This is a genomic window from Paraglaciecola polaris LMG 21857 (assembly GCF_000315055.1).
Taxonomy (GTDB): Bacteria; Pseudomonadota; Gammaproteobacteria; order Enterobacterales; family Alteromonadaceae; genus Paraglaciecola; species Paraglaciecola polaris.
In genome coordinates this window covers 94,425-119,440 of sequence record NZ_BAER01000023.1, presented here as the reverse complement: position 1 = coordinate 119,440, position 25,016 = coordinate 94,425, and the positions used below count along the sequence as shown (strand labels likewise).

General features: G+C 44.5%; 19 protein-coding genes. 11 read left to right on the top strand and 8 right to left on the bottom strand.

The features are described 5' to 3' along the window. Positions 1-387 precede the first annotated feature (387 nt). Positions 388-3,291 carry a TonB-dependent receptor gene (locus GPLA_RS04305; RefSeq protein ID WP_007103612.1) on the bottom strand — a complete coding sequence of 968 codons (2,904 nt, stop codon included), beginning with the start codon at positions 3,289-3,291 and terminating at the stop codon, positions 388-390. Between the two features lie 181 nt (positions 3,292-3,472). After that, positions 3,473-4,744: an MFS transporter gene (locus GPLA_RS04300; RefSeq protein WP_007103611.1), complete on the bottom strand. Its 1,272-nt coding sequence runs from the start codon at positions 4,742-4,744 to the stop codon at positions 3,473-3,475. Between the two features lie 263 nt (positions 4,745-5,007). Here GPLA_RS04300 and GPLA_RS04295 point away from each other — a divergent pair, with 263 nt between their 5' ends. Then, the gene (locus GPLA_RS04295; protein ID WP_007103610.1) at positions 5,008-6,939 is read left to right on the top strand and encodes an amylosucrase; all 1,932 of its coding nucleotides are present in this window, start codon (positions 5,008-5,010) and stop codon (positions 6,937-6,939) included. 102 nt (positions 6,940-7,041) lie between these two features. Here GPLA_RS04295 and GPLA_RS04290 read toward each other — a convergent pair whose 3' ends face one another. Continuing rightward, entirely contained in the window at positions 7,042-8,076 is a 1,035-nt protein-coding gene (locus tag GPLA_RS04290) for a LacI family DNA-binding transcriptional regulator (RefSeq protein ID WP_051997632.1), read from the bottom strand. 184 nt (positions 8,077-8,260) lie between these two features. On the opposite strand from GPLA_RS04290, the gene GPLA_RS04285 reads away from it, so the two are divergent. The 5 genes from GPLA_RS04285 to GPLA_RS04265 all read left to right on the top strand — a co-directional run bounded on the left by GPLA_RS04285 (position 8,261) and on the right by GPLA_RS04265 (position 11,348). After that, positions 8,261-8,923: a glutathione S-transferase family protein gene (locus GPLA_RS04285; protein ID WP_007103608.1), complete on the top strand. Its 663-nt coding sequence runs from the start codon at positions 8,261-8,263 to the stop codon at positions 8,921-8,923. Positions 8,924-8,992: 69 nt separating this feature from the next. Continuing rightward, positions 8,993-9,187 carry a CPXCG motif-containing cysteine-rich protein gene (locus GPLA_RS04280; protein ID WP_040513880.1) on the top strand — a complete coding sequence of 65 codons (195 nt, stop codon included), beginning with the start codon at positions 8,993-8,995 and terminating at the stop codon, positions 9,185-9,187. Positions 9,188-9,212: 25 nt separating this feature from the next. Then, positions 9,213-9,569, top strand: coding sequence for a hypothetical protein (locus GPLA_RS04275; protein ID WP_007103606.1), 357 nt, complete (start codon positions 9,213-9,215; stop codon positions 9,567-9,569). A gap of 82 nt (positions 9,570-9,651) precedes the next feature. Next, the gene (locus tag GPLA_RS04270) at positions 9,652-10,557 is read left to right on the top strand and encodes a hypothetical protein (protein ID WP_226993053.1); all 906 of its coding nucleotides are present in this window, start codon (positions 9,652-9,654) and stop codon (positions 10,555-10,557) included. A 122-nt stretch (positions 10,558-10,679) separates the two neighbouring features. After that, entirely contained in the window at positions 10,680-11,348 is a 669-nt protein-coding gene (locus GPLA_RS04265; protein ID WP_007103604.1) for a hypothetical protein, read from the top strand. 62 nt (positions 11,349-11,410) lie between these two features. Here GPLA_RS04265 and GPLA_RS04260 read toward each other — a convergent pair whose 3' ends face one another. After that, positions 11,411-12,808 carry a PhoH family protein gene (locus GPLA_RS04260; RefSeq protein WP_007103603.1) on the bottom strand — a complete coding sequence of 466 codons (1,398 nt, stop codon included), beginning with the start codon at positions 12,806-12,808 and terminating at the stop codon, positions 11,411-11,413. 350 nt (positions 12,809-13,158) lie between these two features. Here GPLA_RS04260 and rapA point away from each other — a divergent pair, with 350 nt between their 5' ends. From rapA to GPLA_RS23880, 3 genes are all read left to right on the top strand, one after another. Continuing rightward, positions 13,159-15,990 (top strand): RNA polymerase-associated protein RapA, encoded by a 2,832-nt coding sequence (rapA, locus tag GPLA_RS04255; protein ID WP_007103602.1) that lies wholly within the window; start codon positions 13,159-13,161, stop codon positions 15,988-15,990. 709 nt (positions 15,991-16,699) lie between these two features. Further along, positions 16,700-17,602: a DUF3530 family protein gene (locus tag GPLA_RS04250; RefSeq protein ID WP_407636142.1), complete on the top strand. Its 903-nt coding sequence runs from the start codon at positions 16,700-16,702 to the stop codon at positions 17,600-17,602. A gap of 155 nt (positions 17,603-17,757) precedes the next feature. After that, positions 17,758-18,090 (top strand): hypothetical protein, encoded by a 333-nt coding sequence (locus tag GPLA_RS23880; RefSeq protein WP_226993052.1) that lies wholly within the window; start codon positions 17,758-17,760, stop codon positions 18,088-18,090. Between the two features lie 17 nt (positions 18,091-18,107). Here GPLA_RS23880 and GPLA_RS04240 read toward each other — a convergent pair whose 3' ends face one another. From GPLA_RS04240 to GPLA_RS04230, 3 genes are read right to left on the bottom strand one after another with little or no spacing between them, the layout of a single operon-like run. After that, positions 18,108-19,352: an AmpG family muropeptide MFS transporter gene (locus GPLA_RS04240; RefSeq protein WP_007103598.1), complete on the bottom strand. Its 1,245-nt coding sequence runs from the start codon at positions 19,350-19,352 to the stop codon at positions 18,108-18,110. 46 nt (positions 19,353-19,398) lie between these two features. Beyond that, on the bottom strand, positions 19,399-20,349 hold the full coding sequence (locus tag GPLA_RS04235; RefSeq protein WP_007103597.1) for a GGDEF domain-containing protein: 951 nt from the start codon (positions 20,347-20,349) through the stop codon (positions 19,399-19,401). Positions 20,350-20,360: 11 nt separating this feature from the next. Continuing rightward, positions 20,361-21,377: a response regulator gene (locus GPLA_RS04230; protein ID WP_007103596.1), complete on the bottom strand. Its 1,017-nt coding sequence runs from the start codon at positions 21,375-21,377 to the stop codon at positions 20,361-20,363. A gap of 265 nt (positions 21,378-21,642) precedes the next feature. On the opposite strand from GPLA_RS04230, the gene GPLA_RS04225 reads away from it, so the two are divergent. Together GPLA_RS04225 and GPLA_RS04220 are read left to right on the top strand one after the other, a co-directional pair. After that, positions 21,643-22,494 (top strand): thymidylate synthase, encoded by an 852-nt coding sequence (locus GPLA_RS04225; RefSeq protein WP_007103594.1) that lies wholly within the window; start codon positions 21,643-21,645, stop codon positions 22,492-22,494. 147 nt (positions 22,495-22,641) lie between these two features. Then, complete coding sequence (locus GPLA_RS04220; protein ID WP_007103593.1) at positions 22,642-23,520, top strand: EamA family transporter; 879 nt, start codon at positions 22,642-22,644, stop codon at positions 23,518-23,520. 72 nt (positions 23,521-23,592) lie between these two features. On the opposite strand, the gene GPLA_RS04215 is transcribed toward GPLA_RS04220, so the two are convergent. After that, the gene (locus tag GPLA_RS04215) at positions 23,593-24,885 is read right to left on the bottom strand and encodes an outer membrane protein transport protein (protein WP_007103592.1); all 1,293 of its coding nucleotides are present in this window, start codon (positions 24,883-24,885) and stop codon (positions 23,593-23,595) included. Positions 24,886-25,016 lie beyond the last annotated feature (131 nt).

Genomic DNA, 25,016 nt, shown 5'->3' with positions numbered 1-25,016 from the left:
ACCCGCGCAGTATAACGCAAAATATACTGGGTACAAGATACCCACTGCGCTTGCGTTCATTTAGTCGAGCTTATGGAACGTTATCGCCGCACCGCTGCCAAGTTGCATATCTAGTGTCAGAACGTCTTTTGCCGTTCCTTCTTACTCCTTAATTTCATACGTCATAGGATTGCTTTGCCAATTCACTTTATCAAGACGGATATTTGCTGAAACGCGCTAAAAACTCAGCATGGGGTAGCTAGACTTGCAAGCATTTAACTAGCGGAGGTTGTTAAGCCGCTAAAATTTATACACCTTAGTCACTCTGGGGTTACGCAAAGCCCAATCAATTAAGCAAAAAAAAGGCCCCTGCAGCGAAGATGCTGAGGGGCCAATACCCTGTATTATTTAATAGAAAGCATAGTTAAAGTTAACCATATAAGACGGACCGAACTGGCGGCGCGTGGTCACAATACCATTGTCGTCAACCGTTTCTTCATCCACATCAGTCAAATTGGTGCCTTGTAATGACACGCGTAATCCTTGCAAATAATGGATATCAGAATCCTCAAAGTCGTAACTGATTTGCGCATCTAGTAAGGTCACAGCATTACGGGTAGATGTTTCAATCTTGTTTGAACCACCACGCTGATAGGTGCTGAATTCAGAACGGTCAGTCCCCGCTAAACGTACTTCAAAACCGCCCATGGCGTAATAGGCCGTGACGGAATAGGTGCGATCCGATTGCCCGGGAATGGCAGTACCATCTTCTAACTCAGCATCAATTAAGGTAGCCGATGCTGCTATACCAAAGCCTTCTAGGGCATCTGCTAACATATTCAAAGGTACGTTTGCCGTTAACTCCAAGCCTTTTACTTCACCGGTTAAGCCATCTTCAAAGAAAGAGTAACTTCCGAAGTCTGGCGGCGTTATCACATCACCCGCTGAATAAGGGGTGTTCGCTGGACCATACAGGCCATCTTCAGACGCAATACGGTCATGAAATCCAGGGATGAAATAATCTGCGCCACCATTGGTAACATCATTACGGAAATTAATGCCTAGGTCACCATCCCGCGTCCAATTAACCAAATCTTTATAAAAGATAGCGGCTGAGACATAACCTTCATCTTCAAAGTAGTTCTCGAAAGACAAATCAAAGTTATTGGCTTCCAGTGGTTTCAGTAACGGGTTACCAGCAAACTTAGACCAAGGTGAGCCGTATTCATCTACCGCTGCTTGGGTATTAGGGATCGCAATTTGGTCGATATTTTGGTCAAACTTCACGAAGCCAGACGCTTTCATTTGATCGATTCGCGCACGACTAATCGTTTTATTGGCCGCAAAGCGCACAAATTTATTGTCCGCCACTTCCACACTCACGTTTAAGCTAGGTAACACATGGCTATAATCTGTACTGACCGACACTTTACAGTCAGCATCTATTTGCTGGTCGTTATCGGCGTCACATACGGCGAAGTTAGCGCCAACCACACCTGTATAACCAGATGAAGATTGGTCCGTTTGCACGTATTGCAAACCAATATTACCCATCACAGGGAAGTCACCTAGTTCAGTATTAAAGTCTACTTTTGCGTATAACGTGGTGACTTCTTCTTCTACCACATAGGTATCCCCTAAACGGTCAGGCTCAAGTAAGCCTGCGTCATTAAGGGTGTATTCACCGTCGTTATAAGGTGCAAAACCGTCATAAGCCACGACATACCCCAAGCCCGCCCACGTTAAATCGGCTAAGCCGTTATATAAGTATTCTTGCGGTATAACGCTAGAAGATGGATAGGATGAAGAGGTAGCAAAGAAGCCTTTGTTCTCTTTGTCTTTATATCGGTCGCTGTAGTTCACACCCGCCGTCACTTTGGTAAAGACATCACCGTCGAGTAAGCCAACGACTTCAAATTTATAGGTGGTGAGCTCTTCGCTAAAATCCGCGTAGTTTAAGAATCCATCCTGCGCATTGAGATAACTGTAAGGCGAGCCATTGGCGGTTAATTCAGTACTGGTAAATTGATCAGCCAAATTCGCTAAACCACCACCCCACTCTTGTGGGCCAGCCAATTGTAGGGCTGCTGGATCAGCAAAGGCGTCTAATCCTGTTGAGTCAGTAAATAAAATCCCGTCTTGGCTCATCTCAAAATTCCGTGTACCAAAACCTGATGAATCAAGCGCACCATTTCGTGCCAGTCCCGCATAAGATTCACCACGTAAGTCACGCTTAGTGGATTCACTGTTAGCCACGTCAACTTCAACTGACCAATTGTCATTCAAGTGATACTCAACATTTAAGCCGAACACTTGTAAGTCGCCGTCTTTTTTCGACGGGTCGGTTCTCAAAACTGGATTCACGCCGACTTGTGTGCCTGTGGTATTAATACCCGTTCCGGTCACGTCTTCGGCACTGAAGGGTTCAATAAAACCGCGTATAACACCTGAGTCAGAATAGCTGATGTCTAAGGCATCAATGACAATATCTAAGTTCTCAGTGGGTTGAAACTGCAATACGGCGGAAATAGTGTCACGCTCTAACACTGTGCTGATCGCTTGGGTGTCTAACCCTGATGGGGTGATTTGCCCATCATCGTTGGTATTGTAACCCCACACCCCGTACTTACGCTGGTTATTTGGTGACTCAGTACTCGCCAACGCTACGGCTAAGCCAATCGTATCATCCGCGAATTTTTCGACGAACGACAAAGACAAACGATGCCCCTTGTTATCAAACTCGGGATTGTCTGAATCGCGACCACTCAGCTCATAGTTGCCATTAACGGTTAATGTTTCTTGTGCTTGTAAAGGTCGTACAGTTTGCAAATCAACTGTGCCACCAATGCCTTGCACCATAAGCGCGGCGTCAGAGGTTTTATAGATAGTTGCACCGGTCATAATTTCTGATGGGTACAAGTCGTATTCAACGCCACGGTTATCACCGATGCCGATGAGTTCACGACCATTTAACGAGGTGCCTGTGAAATCTTCTTTGAAACCGCGTACTGAGATACCCGACGTACGTCCACCCACTCGTTCACCCGACATGCCTGGCAAGCGCGCCAAAGACTCCGCGATAGAAGAATCGGGTAATTTACCTATGTCTTCCGCAGATATCGCTTCAACAATAGACGTATTCTCCATTTTTACCGCTTGAGCACGGATAAGCGAACCACGAATACCTGACACCGAAATAACTTCAACATCTTCCGCCTGTGCTATTTCTTGGGCAAGTGAGTGATGCGAGTACATAGCCGTTGATACGGCGATTGACAACAAAGCTGGTTTAAAAAATTGTGTGTTCTTCATGTGTGTTCCTCATTGTTATGTTCTACAACGCACTATTTCCCAACATTGATTGAAAAGTCGCTGTATCACTGTACTAAGCTGACCTAAACTCGGTTGCTCAAAATTCACGTTAAATGCGTTTTTGACGGATAAAAGCCGCCACACCTAGAGTCCTATTTTCACGCTATTAAACACATTACGACTACCCGCCGTATTCTGTTTTTTCCACCGAGGCCAGATGGGCCTCAGTTGGATTAAAAATATAATTAAGTAATAAGCCGATGAATAAGACGCAGGCAAAACCCGTTGCCACGATAAAGCCGTATTTGGCGTCTCCACCATAGGCGTCACTGACTATCCCCATGATGAAGGGTCCTGCTGCTGCACCCGCGGCAGTAAAAAATAAAATAACACCGGCGACAGTGCCATGCTCACTTTTAGCGAAGCAGCATATACCTTTCGAATTAAAGGTAGGATAAATGACCGACATAAACACACCCGTCAGTGGGAAAAGATATAACGCAACGTCTTTCCCGCCGATTAAGCCACCGATGAAACACAGGGTTATGGCTAAGCTGAAAAGCATTAATACTAATGCCCAGTTGTAGCGCTGCATCATCCAAATACCGACAAACCTGCCCACGGCACGTAATGAAAAGAAAACCGATACCGCATACATAGCAAGCATTTTTTCAGGGCCAGTGGTGTAACAGGCAAATGACTCGCTCACAGAAACCGCGTCACAGACCAGGTAACTTGGCATCCATACATAAATCGCACTTTCGGCAGCCACGTACAAAAATGCCCCGATTGAAAATCCCATGGCATAGGGGTTTTTGAGCAATTTCAAACTACTCATGAAATTAACCGGTTTATGGTTTTTGTTAACTGGCGCGTGCGCTGGATAATCCGCCTTCCAAGCCATGAGGATCAATAAGGTACATAGGCCACCAGCAAGAACGTATAATAGCTTCCAATCAACCCCCTCTCGCACCATCCAAGCCACGATCAGCGGGCCAATGATCGCCCCTACGCCAAAAAAAGCTTCAGCGCCATTCATGGTGCCAGTATGTTCTTTGGTTGAACGAGATATATCGCCAATAAGCGCCAATGCTGCCGTTTTAAACACGCCAACCGCTAAACCCGAGAGAGTGATCAAGCCTAAGATAAACTCGAAACTGTTACCCACTAGGAATAAGTAACATGACAGTGCAAACAAGGCTAAACCCAAAATAATGGTCTTTTTGCGACCAAACCTATCGGCTAAAAATCCTAAAAATAGCCCTGAAAAAGCAATGCCTATCATAAATAATGAATGCATCAAGCTGGCTTCAGTATTGCTCACATCAAATTCACGTTTGACTTCTTTTATGATCTCGCCCACAGAGTCCGAGGTCATAGCAAACATCATAAACATCAAATAGGTAAGCCAGCGGATTAGTGTTGCATTACTTGTGTCTGGAACATTTTTCATTGCTTATGCCTTGTAAAAAGTGGCTTATGCTCAACGGGCTCTTATATCGACCGCATGATTTAGTTGTTCGTTTAACCGGTTCAAAGAGATTAGCCAAAAGAAACTTAATCGATTAAGATAATGTAAATTGAAATTAACAAATAAAAACCTTATTGTAAATACCTTGTAAAAATAAAAGCCGAATCTATTTACAAATAGAAGTGGAAGTACTATTGGTCCCTACAATAGTTTTTAACTTAAACGAATTAGATGATTTGATAACCATGAACTTAGAACTTGAAAGCAAACGCTCCTTAGAGCGTATTTTACATAGCCTTGATCTGTCGAAAATGGCCAAACGTGACCAAAAGTTATTCATTCGCCGTTTACATGAAAAATTTCCTCAGCTGTTTGTCTTATTGTTTGAAATTTACGGCCACCGTTATGACTTTTTCTTTTATTTACAGTCGGTTATACAAACCCTAGCCGATGCTCACACAAAACGTTCACGCAAGCTTAAAGATAAAGATCAGGCTCGCTTGAATGATCCTCACTGGTATCAGCACGAAAATATGTTGGGCATGGCATGTTACGTGGATTTATTTGCCGGTGATCTCAAAGGGCTTAAAGACAAGATCCCCTATCTAGTCGAAACGGGTGTGACCTATTTACACCTCATGCCACTATACGACTCACCCAAAGGTGACAGTGACGGTGGTTATGCCGTATCAAATTATCGCCAAGTCAATACTACGTTAGGCAACAACAAAGATCTTGAATCACTTGCAAATACCCTTGCTGAAGCGGGCATTAGTTTAGTGCTGGACTTTGTATTCAATCACACCTCAGATGAACATCCTTGGGCGCTCGCTGCGAAAGCAGGGGATATAGATTACAGCGAATACTATTATATGTTTGACGACAAACATATTCCGGATCAGTACGAGCAACATTTACGCGAGATTTTCCCGCAGATAAGACGCGGAAATTTCAGCTGGGATGATGACTCAAGCAAGTGGGTATGGACTACATTTAATAATTTTCAGTGGGATTTAAATTACACTAACCCAGCGGTATTTAACGCCATCACCGACGAAATGCTCTATTTAGCAAATCTTGGATGTGAAGCACTTCGCCTCGATGCATTAGCGTTTATCTGGAAAGAAATGGGCACCAATTGTGAGAACCAAGATAAAGCCCACAAACTTATTCAAGCATTCAATTGTTGTTTGCAAATTGCGGCTCCTGCGGTGGTATTCAAATCAGAAGCCATTGTGCACCCAGATGAAGTACTTAAGTACATCGACAAAGACGAATGCCAGTTATCGTACAACCCACTATTAATGGCCTTGATTTGGAACACACTGGCGACGCGCAATACGCATTTACTCACGGAATCGATGCACAAAAGCTTTGCCATATCACCCGACTGCGCTTGGGTTAACTATGTGCGTTGTCATGACGATATTGGCTGGACGTTCGATGACGCGGTCGCGCAGAACTTGGGAGTTAAGGGACAGGATCACAGGCAGTTTTTAAACCAATTTTATACTGGTCGCTTTGAAGGCTCATTTGCGACAGGCGTGGCTTTTGCGGAGAATCCCAGTAACGGGGACTGCCGAGTATGCGGTTCCCTTGCCTCTCTGGCTGGGCTAGAACAGGGCATCAATACCGACAATGACACCTTAATTAATCATGCGATTGCTCGTATTTTAATGGTGCATAGCATCATTTTAAGTATTGGCGGTATACCGCTATTGTACTCTGGGGATGAATTAGCCCTTTTGAACGATTATAGCTATGAGCAAGATGACAGCAAAAAACACGACGGCCGTTGGGTACACCGTATTCCAGTAACAGACGCGGTGATTGCGCAAAGTAACACCCTCAATACTCCGCAACACCAAGTGACGACAGGTTTACAGCAACGCATTGCTATTCGTAAACAGCACAGTCTATTTGGGCAAGCCGGTACGCGTATTTTGAACAGTGATAATCCAGCTATTTTCGCTTTCGAGCGTTATACAGATGAGGGCAAAAAGTTAATTGCCATATGCAGTTTCAGTGAACACCGGCAAGTTATTAGCAGCACTTACCTAGGGCTAGATAATGGTCAAGTTTGGCATGATCTTTTGACTGATTTTGTTAAAACGTCAGCAGCAAACTCTATTAATTTACAGCCCTATCAAGTGATGTGGTTAACGCAGCTGGATTAACACGACTAACGCCCAAGCGTAAAATACGCTAGTTCATCAACGAACCCACAATAACAGTCTGCCAGCAAAAATTTCACGCTGGCGACGGTTATCAATGTTTAGTTACGCACAGCTTTGACGTACCACTAAACGTGTATCTAACAAGACTTCCTGCTTAGCGTCATGACTAAATAATAATCCTGCGGCGACTCGGCCTTTTTCCAAACTTTGCTGGCACACGGTGGTAAGGCCCGGGACACTTCTCTGTGCTTCAGGTATGTCATCAAACCCGGTGACTTGTAAGTCCTTTGGAATATCAATGTTCAACTCCCCGGCCACCCGAATAACCGCCAATGCGATAACGTCACTCATACACAACACCAATTTAGGCAATGGGCTTAACGTAAGGGCTTCTCGAGCAGCTATTTCAGCCATATCAGGGGTATTAAGGGGAATATGCCAAATCTGACTAGGGGAAAACACAACTTGGTTATCGGTTAACGCTCGCACGTAGCCTTTTAAACGACTGCGCGATATTTCTTTTGACTCAAGATCGATATCTGCAGCGGTTAATCGACAAATACGGTTAGAGTCCACCAAACGCAAACCTAAAATCGCCACGCTGTCCGGCTTAGAGACTAACCCGTGGTTTGCTACTGTATAAGCGCCATCCTCGTTGTTGATATTTACTGATGCGCTATCGTGGGTTTCAAAGTCCACGGCTATTAGTGGTTTTCCACTGCGTTGCACCCGTTCAAAAATATCCCCTGTGGGCGCCCCATAAAAGACAAACCCATCGGGTAACGATTCAGAACTACTTTGGGCCTGCTGATTAGACTCACTGGATAACAAGAGTAATTGCTTGTTCTCGTTAACCAATACCTCTGCCACACCTTGTAAAAACTGACTGGCAACCGGATCTGACAAGCTATAACTGATTGAATCAGCAAGCACCACAGCTATGACCCCTGACTCGCCTTTACGCAACGAACGTGCAGCAAAGTTCGGCCCGTGATAGCCCAGTTCTGCTGATTCACGCAAAATACGTTCACGCAATTTAGCTGACAACTGATCCGGACGATTGAATGCATTGGACACAGTCGCAGTGGATACACCAAGCTGCACTGATACTTGTTTAAGGTTGAGTTTTTTATTGATGACCGCGACGTTCCACTCTCATGATGAAGGGTTTAAGTTAGCACAATTGGCCGTATAGCCGCCAGCGCAACAGGACTCGATAACAAGGTAAAAACCACTTATAGATATCTATCAATACTGCGATGTTGAGAAGCCTAGCAACTTGACTGATTATTGAACGACATATAAAAACTCGAGAATCATTATGCTTAAATTGTACGGATTTGACGTCAGTAATTACTTCAACATGATCAAACTCGCCCTTGCTTACAAAGGCTTAGATTACCAAGTAGAAGTTGTTTATCCCAACCAAGAACCTGAATTTTTGACCAAAAGCCCTATGGGTAAAGTACCGGCCCTTGAAACCGAAGATGGCATGATTGTCGAAACAAACATTATTATGGAATATCTCGACGCCAAATACCCTGACAAACCGCTATACCCGGCAGACCCTTTTGCGCAAGCTAGGGTCAAAGAGTTAGTCAAATTCATCGAACTATATCTTGAACTGCCGGCTCGTCGCTGCCATCAAGAAGCCTTTTTTGGCAGTAAGGTTAGTGATGAAACTCGCAAAGACGTCAAACGCGCGCTCTTCAGAGGTATGACAGGGTTGAATAGATTGGCATCTTTTTCACCTTATGTAGCAGGTGAAGAATTTAGCGCTGCTGACATTATGTTTTTGTACAGTGTTGATTTAGCTAGTTCTGTGGCTAAAAAGCTGTTCGAAATAGACCTGCTCGAAGGATCAAACGGGGCTAAAGCATTGATGGCTAAGTTAAATGAGTTACCTGAGGTACAAAAAATAGCAGCGGATCGAAAAACGGCCAATAAAGCCTTTGTGGAGTATGTTACAAGTTTTCAAAAATAAACCTCGATAAACGGTAGGCTCAACAGGGGTTCTTCCTTTACCATATAAGGCTCATATAGGAGAATCATGATGAGCCTTACTTCAAACGCTAAATTCAGCTGCCCATATTGCATGGAAATCAATGATATAGAAATTGATCCGGACAATGATATCGGTCAACAACAGATCGCTGATTGCCAGATTTGTTGCAGCCCTATAGAAATCCTCATTACCCAAGACAATGATAACGACTTCATTATCCAAGCCCGAACCGACAGCGAATAGTCTATTTTTTATACGGAGTTTTACTTTGATTGATATTTTCCATGCGTCAGACTCTTTACGACGCAAATTACAAGCTATAGAAAACGAGCGTGACCTCATGCAATTAGTACTCAAGAACTTAAGTCAGTACCGCTTTTCCACTCGGGTAGCGCATTCAGAATTAGATATCGCGTTTGCCGCATCAGGCGGACCCAGTCACTTCGCCAATGGTGATGCCACTGAGATTGCGTGTACCCCTGCGGTTAATCGCCCAACACAATTCAACGACATACTTTTAGAACGTAAAACAGGCTATATCAACCTGTCTACACCGGCTGGCTTTATACCCTTGGTTGACGCTGTAGAGCGCAATGGTTTTTTGCATAAAAAACTACTTAGTTAAGTTTGCCCCCTTAATGCAGGGTAATAGTACCTGCAGCCGATTAGGCTGCAGGTTATTACTCATACCGTTCTTGCTCACGTTAGTGTTTGCACGAACAGCCCAGAGTGAGCAAATTCGCTTTAATAAAACGCCCCTCGAAAATGACCTCCAGCTCAGCTACACGTGGAAAGATAAAAGCAAAGAACGTCATCAGTTTTCATTTACCCTGCCCCTAAGTGACATCAAAACCAGTCATCACAAACGTTTTGTCCCTCAGCAAGTCACTCGCTATCAGTATATTGCCATGCAAAAAGAACGAAATAACATAGATGCCAAAGATGCTCGTATTGAGATAAAGCGCATCGGGCAGTCGTTGCAAATCAAGGTCAATAGTCGGTCACAACAAGCCGCGAAAAAATATCAGCAGCAACTACTCGAAGCCAAAGATAATGCCTTTGAACAATATCTCAGTGATAACTACTATAGTCATTTTAGCGATTACCTTGGTCAGCAGGGTATCAAGCCAGATCACTTACGTTATATCAGCGAAAACCAAGCTGTGCTCAAACCCTTTGCTCAGGCCATGTATCTAGAGGCGTCAGAGTCAGGGGATATGCGGGCCTTTTTAAACCTGCTGCTTAGCTGGTTGCAAAGTATTCCCTATGACGATTTAGAAAATCGTTTATCGTCAAATGGCGCGGGCTTTTCACCGCCGCTTGCGCTGCTGAGTAACAACCGTGGTGACTGTGACAGTAAGTCGGTATTAATGGCGAGTGTCATACGGGCGTTATTCCCACAAATTGAACTGGTTATGCTGTATTTACCCAATCACGCGCTTTTAGGCATCGCTATCCCCTTGGTGGATGATGAGCAAGGCCTGCAAATAGCCGGCGAACCTTATGTATTGATGGAACCCACAGGACCGGCGTTAATGTCATTAAATGAAACCGCATCAAGCAGCCAACGGGCTATTGATACTGGCATGTATAGCTACGAAATAATTCCTTGAACCCAGCGGGGGCATTAATCAGCGATAATGCCGTCATGTTTGATAATTGCCATATGCTTTAGTTTTGTAGTTGGTTATACCTAACCTGAATAGTCCTCATTCAGTAAAATGGTAAACGCCTCATGAATCCATACGATATCGTACTGTTAATTCACATTCTGTTATTTTGTTATTGGCTCGGTGGTGACGTCGGTGTTTTCTATTCGAGTCAATTCGTCGTAAATGGTCAGCTCAGTAGAGAAACCCGCATGACCGCAGCAAAAATTATGTTGGGATGTGATCTCATTCCAAAAATATGCATGAGCTTAATGCTCACCGTCGGCGGCATACTGGCTCATTATTTAGGCGTACAACACGAAACTTGGCAGTTTGTGGGCATTATCTTACTTGGCCCTGTATGGCTTAGCATGGTGTTGGTTTTGCATTATAAACACCATGCCAGCTATATACCTATGCTGAGCAAAATTGATTTTTTCTTTCGCTGCATCATGATCTTCGCCATTTTGAGCTCATCCGTGTATGCCTATAACACGGGCCGATTAACAGACACGCCTTGGGTGATCTTAAAACTGTTAGGTTTCGGCTTTTTGATTTTCTGCGGCTTGATGATCCGCGTTAATTTACAAGACTTTTCTTTGATCTACGCCAAAATAATCCACAATACCTATGACGAAAGCGATAACCAAAAAATGGTCCGCAGTTTGAACAAAGTAAAACCTTGGGTGATAACAATTTGGCTGATACTCATTTTGGAAGCGTATGTAGGCATTGCCAAACCCTTTTCCGGCTAATGAAAAAAACCGCCAATTTTTCATTGGCGGTTTTCTATTTCTACCGTGCTGCAGTGTGATAATTATAACTGCTCTTCAGCGAACTCCGCTAAGCGACTACGCACCACACCGTCTAGATTGATCGTGGCACTGCCTGAGAAGTTTTTAAATTTCTCTACTATGTAAGTTAAACCTGAGGTGACCGCAGACAAATAATTACTGTCGATTTGCGCCAAGTTACCACTACAAATTAACTTAGTGCCTTCGCCACAACGAGTGATAATCGTTTTCAGTTGAGAAGCAGTCAAGTTTTGTGATTCATCCAAAATCACAATGGCATTTTGAATGCTTCTTCCGCGCATAAAATTAACCGACTTAAACTGAATGTTGGCCTTTTCCATTATGTAGCTCATGGAGCCTTTGACATTTTCATCATTCTTATGCAGCACTTCTAACGAATCGGTAATAGCCGCCAGCCATGGCGCCATTTTCTCTTCTTCGGTGCCAGGTAAAAAGCCGATGGACTCAGCAATTTCTGGAGTGCTACGGGTAACAATGATCTTGTCGTACATGTTCTTCTCGACCACCATTTCAAGTGCCGCCGCTAACGCCAATAAGGTTTTACCACTGCCAGCTGGTCCGGTCAGAATAACCAAATCAATGTGTGGATCTAATAGCGAATGCAACGCCATAGCTTGACCAATATTTTTTGGGCTGATGCCCCATGCTCTGTGCCCCATTAAGCGCTCGTAACCTAAGTCCAAAACGTCTATTTCTTGTTCGTTTACGGACTCCACTACGCCTGCGAAATGCTCGGTATCATCCAATAAATATTCATTTACGTATGCTTCGGGCAACACATCTCGAGCAAGCGTGTGAATGGTATCTCGCCCCTCAGTACGACTATCGACCGCAGTGACTTCGCCCCAAAAATCCCCTTTGAAACGATGGAATCCTTTTGACAGGTACTTAATATCGCTGACTAATTGGTCGGTTCTATAATCTTCGACATGCGCCAGTCCCGCTCCTTTTGCTTTGAGCCGCATATTGATGTCTTTGGTCACAAGCGTGACTTGCCTTGGGCTGGATTGCCCTTGCAAATGCAGTGCGGTGTTGATAATACGATTGTCATTTTCATCACTGGTAAATATATGCTGATCAGCAGGTAGCGCGTGGTCGACAAAAATAGACAAGCTACCTGTTGGCGCATTATCCCCCGCACCAATCCCCTGCATACTGACGCCTTCCATTAATTGTTCTGGGGTAGCGTCGTGGAGTAAATCTTCCATGGCTCGAATCGATACTCGTGCGTCACGAGCAACATCTTTTTTGCTGTCTTTAATGTAATCGAGCTCTTCAAGGACAGTCATCGGGACGACAACATCGTGTTCTTTGAAAGATAAAAAGGCGAGAGGTTCGTGAAGCAGTATATTGGTATCTAGTACATAAATTCTGGTGTCTAACGCTTTTTTTTCTGGCATTCGTCACTCCGTTTGAGTAAAAGGCACTGCATTACAAATCACCAATAAACAGCCAATTTAATTGTTCACTCAACTGCTATTGGCTATCCGTTAGCTAAACAATAAACCACTTTTCGCCCTTATTCATCTACTTTTATTATATGAGCTTTATGAGCCTATAAAGTTCGAGTGACGCCCTAACGCCTATGGTTTTACCTGTGTAAGCTTGGGTTAAGGGCTTTTATGCACAATATGTTTATAAGAAGGTGGATTCGCCTCCATCCCTGGGCACTATTGGTATACAATGCGCGCCGAAATTATTCGGTCCGCATCAAAAAGTCAGTTATGCATACACTGTTGGGAGACACTCTATGGCGCAAAAACACTCATTCGCACTTGGTCAACGTTGGCTAAGCGATACCCAAACAGAACTCGGCTTAGGTACCGTGGTATCCGTTGATAACCGAGCGGTTAATGTGCTCTTTCCGGCCACCGGCGATAGTCGAGCTTATGCAAAGCAAAGCGCCCCCCTTACCCGTATATCATTTGCCGAAGGTGACAAGATCTCTAGCCACGAAGGCTGGGATATGCAAATAACTAGCGTAAGTGATAACAGCGGCATGCTTACTTATGCAGGCATTCGCTTAGACACCCAAGAAGAAGTCCTGTTAAAAGAGACCTTCATCGACCACCATTTTCAATTGAATCAGCCTGAGCAGCGCTTGTTTGCCGGACAATTCGATCACCCCAAGTGGTTTGATTTACGTGAGCAATGCTTGAATCATCAATATGCCCATAGCACTTCGTCGTTGCTTGGGTTTGTCGGTGCTCGGGTTGATCTTATTCCTCACCAGTTACACATAGCAGCTGAAGTTGGTCGTCGCTTTGCCCCAAGAGTACTGTTGGCCGATGAAGTGGGTTTAGGTAAAACCATTGAAGCGGCCCTTATCATCCACCAGCAACTATTAACGGCTAGAGCCGAGCGGGTGTTGATCGTCGTCCCTTCGAGCTTGGTACATCAATGGTTGGTCGAAATGCTGCGCCGGGTCAACTTAGCCTTCTCTATCTTTGACGAGGAGCGTTGCAGTGCCATGGCGGGTGAAAGTGGTAATCCGTTCGAATCAGAGCAATTGGTTATTTGTAGTTTAGACTTTCTCACCCACAACAGCAGCTATTACGAATTGGCCATGCAAGCCCCGTGGGATTTATTGGTCGTAGATGAAGCCCATCACCTGACATGGAGTGAAGGCCAAGCTTCTCAAGAGTATCGCGTGGTACAGGGTTTAGCACAGGTCACAAAAGGCGTGTTGCTGTTAACGGCTACGCCTGACCAACTCGGTCATGAAAGTCACTTTGCTCGTCTGCGCTTACTCGACCCAGCACGTTTCCATGATTATCAAAGCTTTGTTAAAGAAGAACAACAATATAGCCAGTTAGCAAAAGCTATTTCCCCTTTAATATCCGGTGACGTATTAAGTCAACAGGATATTACCGCGATTGAAGCATTCGCAGCAGACGAAGAGCTTGGTGACATCAATGGCATGACGCCAAAGAAAAAGACCCAATTGCTGCATAACCTGCTGGACAGACACGGCACCGGACGATTGTTATTCCGCAACAGCCGAGCGGGTGTCAGCGGATTTCCAAGCCGCCAATTATTTAGCTACGCCCTAGAGCAACCGGAAGAGTATCTTAATGCGCAAGCTGAAGATCCGACTAACCTGTCATTACATCTGACACCTGAACGTAATCCAGACATGGTTAACACTTGGTTCAATGTCGACCCTCGTGTTGATTGGTTTATCGAGAAGCTTCAAGATCTTAAGGGTGAAAAAGTGCTCACTATTTGTGCTAATGCTGGCACAGCGCTGCAGCTTGCAGAAGTATTGCGCGTAAAAGCGGGTACGCGAGCTACCGTATTTCATGAAGGCATGGGCATAGTGGAACGAGATAAAGCCGCTAACTACTTCGCTCAAACCGAGGAAGGCGCACAAGTTCTTATCTGTAGTGAGATCGGTAGCGAAGGGCGCAACTTCCAATTCGCACACCATTTGGTATTGTTCGATTTACCTCAAGTTCCCGATTTACTCGAACAGCGCATCGGTCGTTTAGACCGTATCGGTCAGGCCCATGATGTCTGTATTCACGTACCGTATTTTGACATGAGTGCCCAGCAAGTCTTACTCGATTGGTATCATCAAGGCTTAAATGCCTTTGAGCATACCTGCCCCACAGGTATGACAGTGTATGAAGAGACCCAAGAGTTATTGCACAGCTGCTTAATGTTCCCTACAGACTTCGCGGCAAGTGAAAAGTTAATTAATCAGACGGCGAGTTTACACACAGAGCTAAAAGCCCGTTTGGAGCAAGGACGAGACAAGTTGCTTGAACTTAACTCCTCAGGTAAAGGTCGAGTCGAAAAGCTGCAAAAAGAAATTTTGCAGGTCGAAGACTCACCGACTCTTGAGCTTTTCATGACTCGCCTGTTCGATACGCTCGGCCTCGCCCAAGAAGACAAAGACGAGAGCTGCTATATTCTTCGCCCCACAGAAACCATGGTCGCAGCCTTGCCCGGGCTTGATGAGGAAGGCATGACCATAACGTACGAACGCACCACTGCGACTCGCTTGGAACATGTGAGCTTCTTTAGCTGGGATCACCCCATGGTGCAGCACGCCATGGAAACAGTGACCACAGAAATTACAGGGAAGAGCTCAGTGGCATTAGCCGAGGATAAGTCACTGCCTGCTGGAGCCTATTGGCTTGAATGTTTATTTGTATTGTCAGGCAAGGCTGAGAAATCATTACAACTTGACCGTTTCTTACCACCAACACCTATAAAGATATGCGTAGATACCAACAATAATGTCGTGGAAAGACAGTTTATTAAGCTCGAAAAAGTACGCGGTAAAATGGGTAATCAGTTGATTAAAGCGCTGACTCCTCAGTTAACTCAAGCCTTGACGGTTGCCCAAAACCAAGGCGAGCTAGATGCTGAAAAAGTCCGTAAGCAATGCCAGAAACAAATGAAAGCCCTACTTGGCGGTGAATTGAAACGTATGCAAAGCCTGCAAAAGGTCAACCCGTCGATTCGAGACGAAGAGATCGAACATTTGCAACGTCAAGTTGACAACCTTAAGCAGGTGATTAGTGATGCCCGGGTCAACCTAGAAGCAATTCGTCTGGTCGTCAATAATCCCTAATGACACCGGTTAACTAAGCGCCGTTTACGCGGCCTATATAGAGATAGTATTCAGGGATGAATATTATCTTGTATTAAATAAGCCAAATGGTCAGCTTACTGTATCAGGTTAAGCTCTGAGCATAAAACCAGCCTCGCGCTAGATACTAAGCGCGTTTAAAGCAAAGTGCGATTGTTTATCGCTTAGATATGGCGACCTCAGGCCTACTGGTCATGGTGCTGAATAAGGACGTACATTGCTCCTGTGTTTGCTTGTGTATCCGAAAAACGCGGCAGCCTCGATTTACCCTGAATATGCGACCGGCCTAATTGGGCCAAACTGATGGTCCGCCAACAAAAAAGGTAAACCTTCGTTAACCCATTGGAATGTACTTGAGCGCCTCAGCGACTGGACACGATTGAAGAGAACACGAGTCACTGGGCGATCTCAGCAGTTAAGAGTTCATATGCTGAGCTTAGTCACCCAATATTGAGTGATAGGTTATATACACACACTGATGCACTTAACATGGCTGACCACCCTCAGCTTCAAGCTTACACTGTGTATTTTATTCATCCGGTAACGAAGGAAATCATAGGTGTCAGCACACAGGCGGCATTTTAATCCACGTAAATTAAAGTTACTTCAATTCATGCCCGATAACAGGCTATGACTAGGTGAAAAACGGCTTTTTATGAACATCCGTAGTACCACTATTTGCTGCTTGGCTATGTATTGTGTGGCCTTTGCCATCAATGTTGCAAAAGCCAGCACACTAGGCGATGTACAAAGACAGCTCTTTCCCGATCGGGCAAAAATCCTGCAAGTTAACAACGCTTCAGTGCCCATGATTGAATCCCAGAATACCACCGCTAACCTAAATGGTGTGGCAATCTTAGTCGGTGAATCTGGCCGCTCTCCAGTGAGTCAACAAAACTTGGCAATGTTGACAACATATCTAAATGACCTCGGCTGGGTCACCATGCAAATTTCCCCTCCGACTATTGGATTCGAGCCCGATTTACCTGATGCAGCAAGCCGCGAAGTAAACGAGCAATCCACTGAATCGCCTAATGCTGAAAGTACATCTACAGCCACGACAGAAAATCAAAGCTCAGGGCAAACTGAGCAGCAAGCCCAAGCGAAGAAGGAAACACCGCCAAGCTCTCCGCAATATCAGGTTCATAGCATTAGTAATGCGCATTTTTTGGTTCACGAACAGCAACTAAGAGAGTTGATGCAGGTGACAATGCAGCGAGCACAAACCTATTCGGGGTTCCGCTTAATCATCGCTCAGGGCAGCAGCGCAGCTTGGTTAATAAAGATTTATGCTGAAAAGCAAATCCCCATCCCAGATGCGATGGTTGCCATCAGTGCGTTTTGGCCCCAGCGCAATCTAAACTCGCTCATAGCGAATTACACGGCCAATACAGAAATGCCGATGCTCGACATCTACAGTCAGCAAGATAATAACTGGAGTTTAATCAGTGCCTCAGAACGCGGAAGCACTGCAAGCAAAAACTTAAAATTAGATTATCGTCAACGACAGCTGACCAGCGCATTTAATACGCAAACAGATAGCGCATTTCTGAGTAAAGAAATCTATGGTTGGCTGCATTATTTAGGCTGGTAAGGTAACTTTCAGCAATGTAGTAACCATATAAAATATCTTGTTTATCAGTGGTATAGCAGAATACTCGCCTATTTTTTGCATAATTTTCAAACAAAACCGATTCGAACCACTATACTTTTGTCTAATTCGACTTATGAATACGAGGGTATTAGGCAGTGATAAGCGTACAAAAATTCTTAAATGTTAAATCTCAGCAACTCGCATACTTTGTTCGGGCTTTTTGGAATAACCGCATAGTCTACACCGAGTTAGATATGTATTTTTGGGATACCATGGAAGAATGGTCTCAAGTCAGTCACCTAGCAGATCAGCCGAGTTCACAAAAAGAACGTGTGTTTTGGTACGTTCTACATCAATTACATTTTTGGCCTGAACAGAATTTACGCGAAGACATCAGTCTACGCAGTGATTTGGACTTATGTGTACACTTCTTAGAAAGCCAAGAAGACTACCCTTTCCCTTGTGAGTACTCAGGCGCTAGACCTTAAGTTAAGGTTTAGTGTTCTTATGCTGCACTGCTTTTCGTGTTCCAAGGTGCGATTTTTAACAGCATTAACATGCCAGGTAAGGCACACACGAAGCAAATAATGAAAAACTGCGTATAGCCTACAGATTCTATAATATAACCCGTACCAGCACTCACAAAGGTTCTAGGCACAGCGGCAATACTGGAAAATAACGCAAACTGGGTAGCCGTAAAGTGGCGATTAGTTGATTTAGCCATAAAAGCAATCAATGCCACTGAGCCTAATCCCACGCCAAAATATTCAAAGCCACTGGCAATCGCCAAAACAAGGTGGTTGTATCCCACCATAGACAACATCACATAACCTAAAATAGAAATCAGTTGGAATATGCCAAATATCCATAAGCTACGATTGATCCCCAGCTTTATCATGGCCACCCCGCCTAAAATGGTCCCTGCGGTGGCGCCTATGGTTTTGGCTATTTTGGCTATGGAACCGATCTCCACAGTGGAGAACCCCATATCTAAAAAGAATGGCGTTTCCAGCGCCGTTGCCATGCTATCACCTAGTTTATAAAACATGATAAACAACAAAATAAGCACAGCTTGCTGCCACCCTTGGCGTTGAAAAAACTCAACAAATGGTTCCACCACAGCGGAACGTAATGTTTGCGGTTCTTCCCCGGCTTTGGATGTTTCGTTGATCATCAATGTGGTCACCAACCCCACTAACATGAAGACCGCGATACTCAAATGCGCTACAGACCAAGGATAAAAACCAGCCAAGATCATTGCCAGTGAACCAGGTACAAATGACGAAATACGATAGGCCTGCGCATAAAACCCATTACCTGCACCTAACTCATCATCGGGCAGTAATTCCCGCCGGTAAGCGTCAATCACTATGTCTTGGCTAGCACTAAAGAATGCGATGGCACCGACAATAACAATGATATGACTAATTTCAGTAGCGGGATCATAGAAAGACAACAAACTCATCAATGCTATCAGCGCAATCTGGGTGATAAACATCCAACCTCTTCGTCTTCCCAGCACCGGAACCACAAAGCGATCCATGACGGGAGACCATATAAACTTCCATGTGTAGGGGAAAAGTACAAGGTTGATTAAACCTATGGTGGACAAATCAATGTCTGCTGAACGCAGCCATGCCGGCACAAATTGGATCAATAAATACAGCGGCAAGCCGGAGGAGAAACCAGTGCAAATACAAATAAGCATACGCTTATTTAACAACGCCTGGCGTAACGTTTTATTATTCATGACAACTAGGTATTCTTATAATTATACTGTGAAGATACGGGTTAAATTAGGCAATAACCACCTGGTTGCGGCCGCCCGTTTTAGCTTTGTAAAGGGCTTTGTCTGCATGCTCTAACCAATGCATATGTTGTTCAAATGCAGCGTCGAATTGTGCTATCCCTAAACTGACTGTAAAGGAAATTATGTGCTGTTCATACTCTATTGTTAGCTTTTCAACGGTCTGGCGAATCCGCTGGGCGAGCACCATGACATTTTCAGAGGCGGTGTCGGGCAATAAAATGGTGAATTCTTCTCCACCATACCGACCGCAGATGTCGGTTTCCCTAGACACATCGCTGATCAACTTAGCCAGTTGGCGGATGACTTCGTCGCCAGCAGGGTGCCCATAAGTATCATTAATTTTTTTGAAATGGTCTATGTCCAACATGATCACAGAGGAATGCCCAGGGTTACGCACATTACGTTTAAACTCTCGACTAAACTGCTCTTCCCAATAATGTCTATTGAATATCCCGGTTAAGCCATCCACCCTGCTCAAGCGTTGCAATTCTTCGTTCAATTCATCCACAGCCTGTCGGCTGACAGCTTGGTCGGTGACGTCGTAAACTACTATACAGATTTGGTCCACCCGACCCGATAACGATGCCAGTGGGAAAATAGTGATATTTTGATACATGAATTGGGAAGGGGACGTTATAGGTCGATTGGCGCCAAAACGAAATAAGTAGGGTCTTTGCTCCCAGATAACGAACACCGGGCTTTTCATGGAAAAGACCGGTTCAGCTTTCGCTCGTAACCAAGATTCATCTATCTCTGGGAAACTCGCGAATAGGGATTTATCACGGATCATGCCCGGTGCGATATTACTGTGATTTTCCATAAACAGATTCCACACCTGTACATGATATTCACGGTCGACAACCACAATGCCGACTTCGATAGAGCTAAGTAAATCATGCTTCCAATGCATTTCAGCTATGTCTTTCATATCTTGCACGAACCGCACTCCTAATGTGTTTGTTTTACAAGTTTTTCGTACATTAACCCCATGGCGTTACCCGGGAACAGCAACAACAGATCAAACTGAATATCTTGCGAGCTGATCGCGTACGCTATTTCAATCGCAAGAATTTTGTCCCAGCGCTGACTGTTATTTTCCAGTACTTGGTCGATATCACAATGGCGACCCAAGATAATCGGGTGATTATGACTGAAAGTCACATGTAACTGCTCAGATAAGGCATTCAAACATGCACCCACTAAGATATTCGAAATATCCATGAGCACCTCTAATTCAAATTCTTCGTCGGTACTTTTATGGCTATATTTTAATAACTTACCCATATTAAAAAAATTCGCGTCATTAAATAGCACAAGCGCTTCACCATTAATGCCGGCACCGATAAATCCATGGGACACAGCAGATACGCTATCACTACTTTTCACATCAGAGATAGCCATATGCAGCTCATTATTGGTAATCAGATTCACATTAGGGATCGGTAACTGAATAAACTCACCCAATAACTTAGCGACTTGTTCACCCGCTCGGCCCATGGCGACATTTGCCATTTCACGATACGCGTCAAGTTCAGCTCCTTGGCTATGAGGTTCAATAACAGCGACCGCTTGTGTACGCCCTACGCAGCTAGCATCACCTGAGTACAAGCCATATTGACGGAGAATATCAGTTAGCTTTTGGTTGTCCACAGGCTTGCCAATAAAGGCCAGCGCACCGAGCCCTAACATTTTCGAGTGGGCTTCAGGCTGCACATCCCCCGACACGACTATCACCAGAGTAGGCAAGTCTTGATCTTTTACAACTTGCATAGTTTGGTAGCCATCCATCACTGGCATGTTCAAATCAAGAAACATTACATCCGCTTTTCCTTGCTTGATACACTCAATTGCTTCTTTACCGTTTTGTGCAAAATGCATTTCGACATCCCAGCCATCCGGGATAGAACGAGCCATTTGCCGGCGAGCAAAACCAGAGTCATCACAAATAAGGACTGACATTGTCATATAAAGCACCGATTCCGTTGTTAAAGCATGGTAGTTGAAACCATATGGGCCACAACCTATTGAGCAATGGCGTGCGAAAATACGCTATTAACTTTAAAGTTAATAGTAATATTCAGCAAGCAGACCTTAGTTCACGGTAAAGATAGCTTAACGTTATTAATGCTCAATAAAAGCTCAGATTTTTTTCACCCCAGAGCATAAAAAATGGTGGTAAACCTGATAAGATCTAAGGAGAAATATTTTAATTGAGTAACCATGGGACGTAATGAAACAATATCTTGATTTGTGCCAACGTATTGTCGACGAAGGTGTGTGGGTAAATAACGAAAGAACCGGTAAAAAATGCCTGACCGTCATCAATGCTGACCTGACTTATGATGTGGCAAAAGGTGAGTTTCCCCTCGTCACCACGCGCAAAAGCTTTTATAAGTCAGCCATTGCAGAAATGATCGGTTATATTCGTGGCTACGACAATGCTGCAGACTTCCGAAAAATTGGCACCTCAACATGGGACGCCAATGCCAATGAAAACCAAGCGTGGTTAGATAATCCTCATCGCAAAGGTGACGATGATTGTGGATTAATCTATGGCAAAATTGGCCGTAATTTCCCTCAGCCCGATGGGGGAAATATCGATCTATTGGCCAAAATAATACATGATCTAAAAAACGGCATTGATGACCGAGGTGAAATTTTCACTTTTTATCATCCTGGGGCTTTCCACATGGGCTGTTTACGCCCCTGTATGTACAGCCATCATTTCTCATTACTCGGTGACACCCTGTATTTAAACAGTACCCAGCGCAGTTGTGATGTGCCTCTAGGTTTAAATTTCAACATGGTACAGGTCTATTTTTTGCTCGCGATAGTGGCCCAAATTACCGGTAAAAAAGCCGGGACTGCGTACCACAAAATTGTCAACGCACATATCTATGAAGATCAGTTAGCTTTGATGCGCGATGTGCAATTAAAACGAGAGCCGCTCGCTATGCCCAAGCTCATCATCAACCCAGATATAAAATCGTTAAAAGATTTAGAAACCTGGGTAACCATGGATGACTTTAGTGTACAAGGGTATGAGCATCATCCTGGGATCAAGTACCCCTTTTCTGTGTAGAGTAAACGTATCATCGCGCCTTTTGAAAGCGATGTTTTATCACTCAATCAGAGAATGCTTATATTCAAACGGACTGCAGTTGCTCTTCGCATCCTAATACGCCTTACCTAAGCTTTTTTGAACGTCTTGGCATCATTAGGAAAAGATATGAGTTTATGGATACCCTTTACCGTCATGGCTGCGTTTATGCAATCTTGGCGCAATGCGTTTCAAAAGCGTTTAAGTGCCGACGTTGATACATTGGGGGTCACTCTAGCCCGCTTTATGCTTGCTGCGCCCATGGCGGCCTTCTACGCATGGTTGTTGTTCGAGCATGACAAGATCACAATTCCCACATTAAACTACCGTTTTTACCTCATCATAGTGTTAGCGGCAATAACGCAAATATTTGCCACGGCCTTAATGGTTAAGCTATTTAGATTACGCAACTTTGCCATGGGTGTTGGCTTAGCTAAAAGTGAAGCCGTAATCGCGGCGGTATTAGGCGCCCTGTTGTTTGCAGCCCCTCTTTCAACTACCGCCTGGTGTGGGGTACTCGTAGGCGGCATGGCTGTGTGGCTAATGAGTGTTCCTAAAGGCGTAAGGCACATATCATGGCTAACTCTGTCACTCGGCTTAGCCAGTGGACTGTGTTTTGCTCTAACTACCTTGTGGGTGCGTGAGGCAAGCTTGATGACCAAACTGCCTTTTTTGCACAGTGCGGCATACGTATTGTTTTGGGTTCTATTGGTTCAAACGATCATCATGCTAGTGTGGTTACTCCTGCGCAGTCCCAAGACTTTGCTCGCGTTATGGGCTCGCCCAAAACTCGTATTTATCATTAGTTTATGCAGTTTTGTTGGCTCAGTTGGTTGGTTCACTGCCATGAGCTTAGAGACCGTCGCGTTAGTCAAAACCTTAGGCCAGGTAGAAATCTTCTTTACGCTATTGATTTCAGCGAAATGGTTTAAGGAAAAATTACAACGCTCAGATAAATTAGGATTAGCTTTAATACTGCTCGGTGCGTTATTAGTGATACTGGCCTAACGAAAAAAGCCGGCTGAAAATAAGTATTTCAAACCGGCTTCAGCAAGAATTAGCCTCGGCTAATTCAGCGTATTAAAATGCGTAATTATATTGAGCCGCTAAGATAAACGCGTTCCCTTCACTATTGAACTCCCATGCTCCGCCCGCGTCATCGGTCTCGGTGAAAGTACGATCTTGGCCACGCACAACACTCAAACCTAAATCAATTGACGAGCTATCATCAACTAAATACGTCGCTCCCGCGCTCAACCACAAGCGGTTAGTATCTGGAATAGAAATAGACAATAATTGAGAGTCAGTAGGTGTTTCATCGTAAGCAATACCAGCGCGCAATTTAAGGTTTGCATTTAATTGGTAATCCGCACCGATAGCGTAACGGAAGCTATTTGAGAAATTTTCTTCTTTTTCAAATACCGGCTCGTCTTGACTCGGAACGTATGCTTCTAAACGCTCAAAGCTGCTCCATTGAGTCCACATTACACTGTAGTGAACACCCCATGAATCATCTAACTGGTGACTACCCGAAAATTCGGCAATGGCAGGTAATTCCAAATCCACCTGCCCAGGCTGTGTTGCGCCAGACTGGCCATTATCGAAGACCCCAGGAATAAGCGGTAACTCATTACTATAGGTACCGTCAAACGTAATATCGATTTTGCTGCGGTAATGAAAGCCAAAGCGTGAATTTTCATCTAAATCATAAGCTACGCCAAAGTTATAGCCGTAACCATAGTCATCGCCTTCTAAATCAAGAGCTGTAGTGCTCGACGGAATAATTAACCCCTGAGCGGCTAATCCGTTGCTCAAATCACCAAGATGGCGAGTGATTGTCGCATCGGCATAGACAGCGTTCAGTCCACCAGCAAGCGTTAACTTTTCATTCACCTTGTATGACACGCTGGTATTAAAGTTAACCGTCACTATCTCCGTTTTACCGGCCAATTGACCTGCGGCATAATCTTCGTCGAATTCAGTGGCTAAGCCAAAGTTTGAGAACAAACCAAACCCGACAGCGAATTTGTCATCTAGGGGCATAACAAAATACGCCGCAGGCACAAACGCTTCAGGCGCAATGCTGTCATCATTTAATGCAGCGGAGCTTGAATACACCGGGGCACTTTCACCCGTTAGGCTAACGTCAGGTACGATGTAGGTTCCCACAACGGATAATTGGTTTTCAGTAAACTGAGACATTAAGGCCGGATTTCGGGCAACAACTGATGCATTTTCTGCAATAGCAGCATCACCGGCAAACGCACGACCTAAACCAGAAGCACTGTGCTCTGATAATTGAAAAGCAGCAGCCAAGGTATTGAGTGATAAGGTACTTAAACCTGCGGCTAAAAGAATTTTATTTAATCTCATACGTCCTCTTTTTACGAATCAACAACGCACCGTAAATAAACGGCGAGTTTGTCCAAAAATTAGGAAGCGGATAATATAGCGTTTGTTAAGAAAATGTCAGCATTAGTCGATAAAATACGGTTACTTTGCGG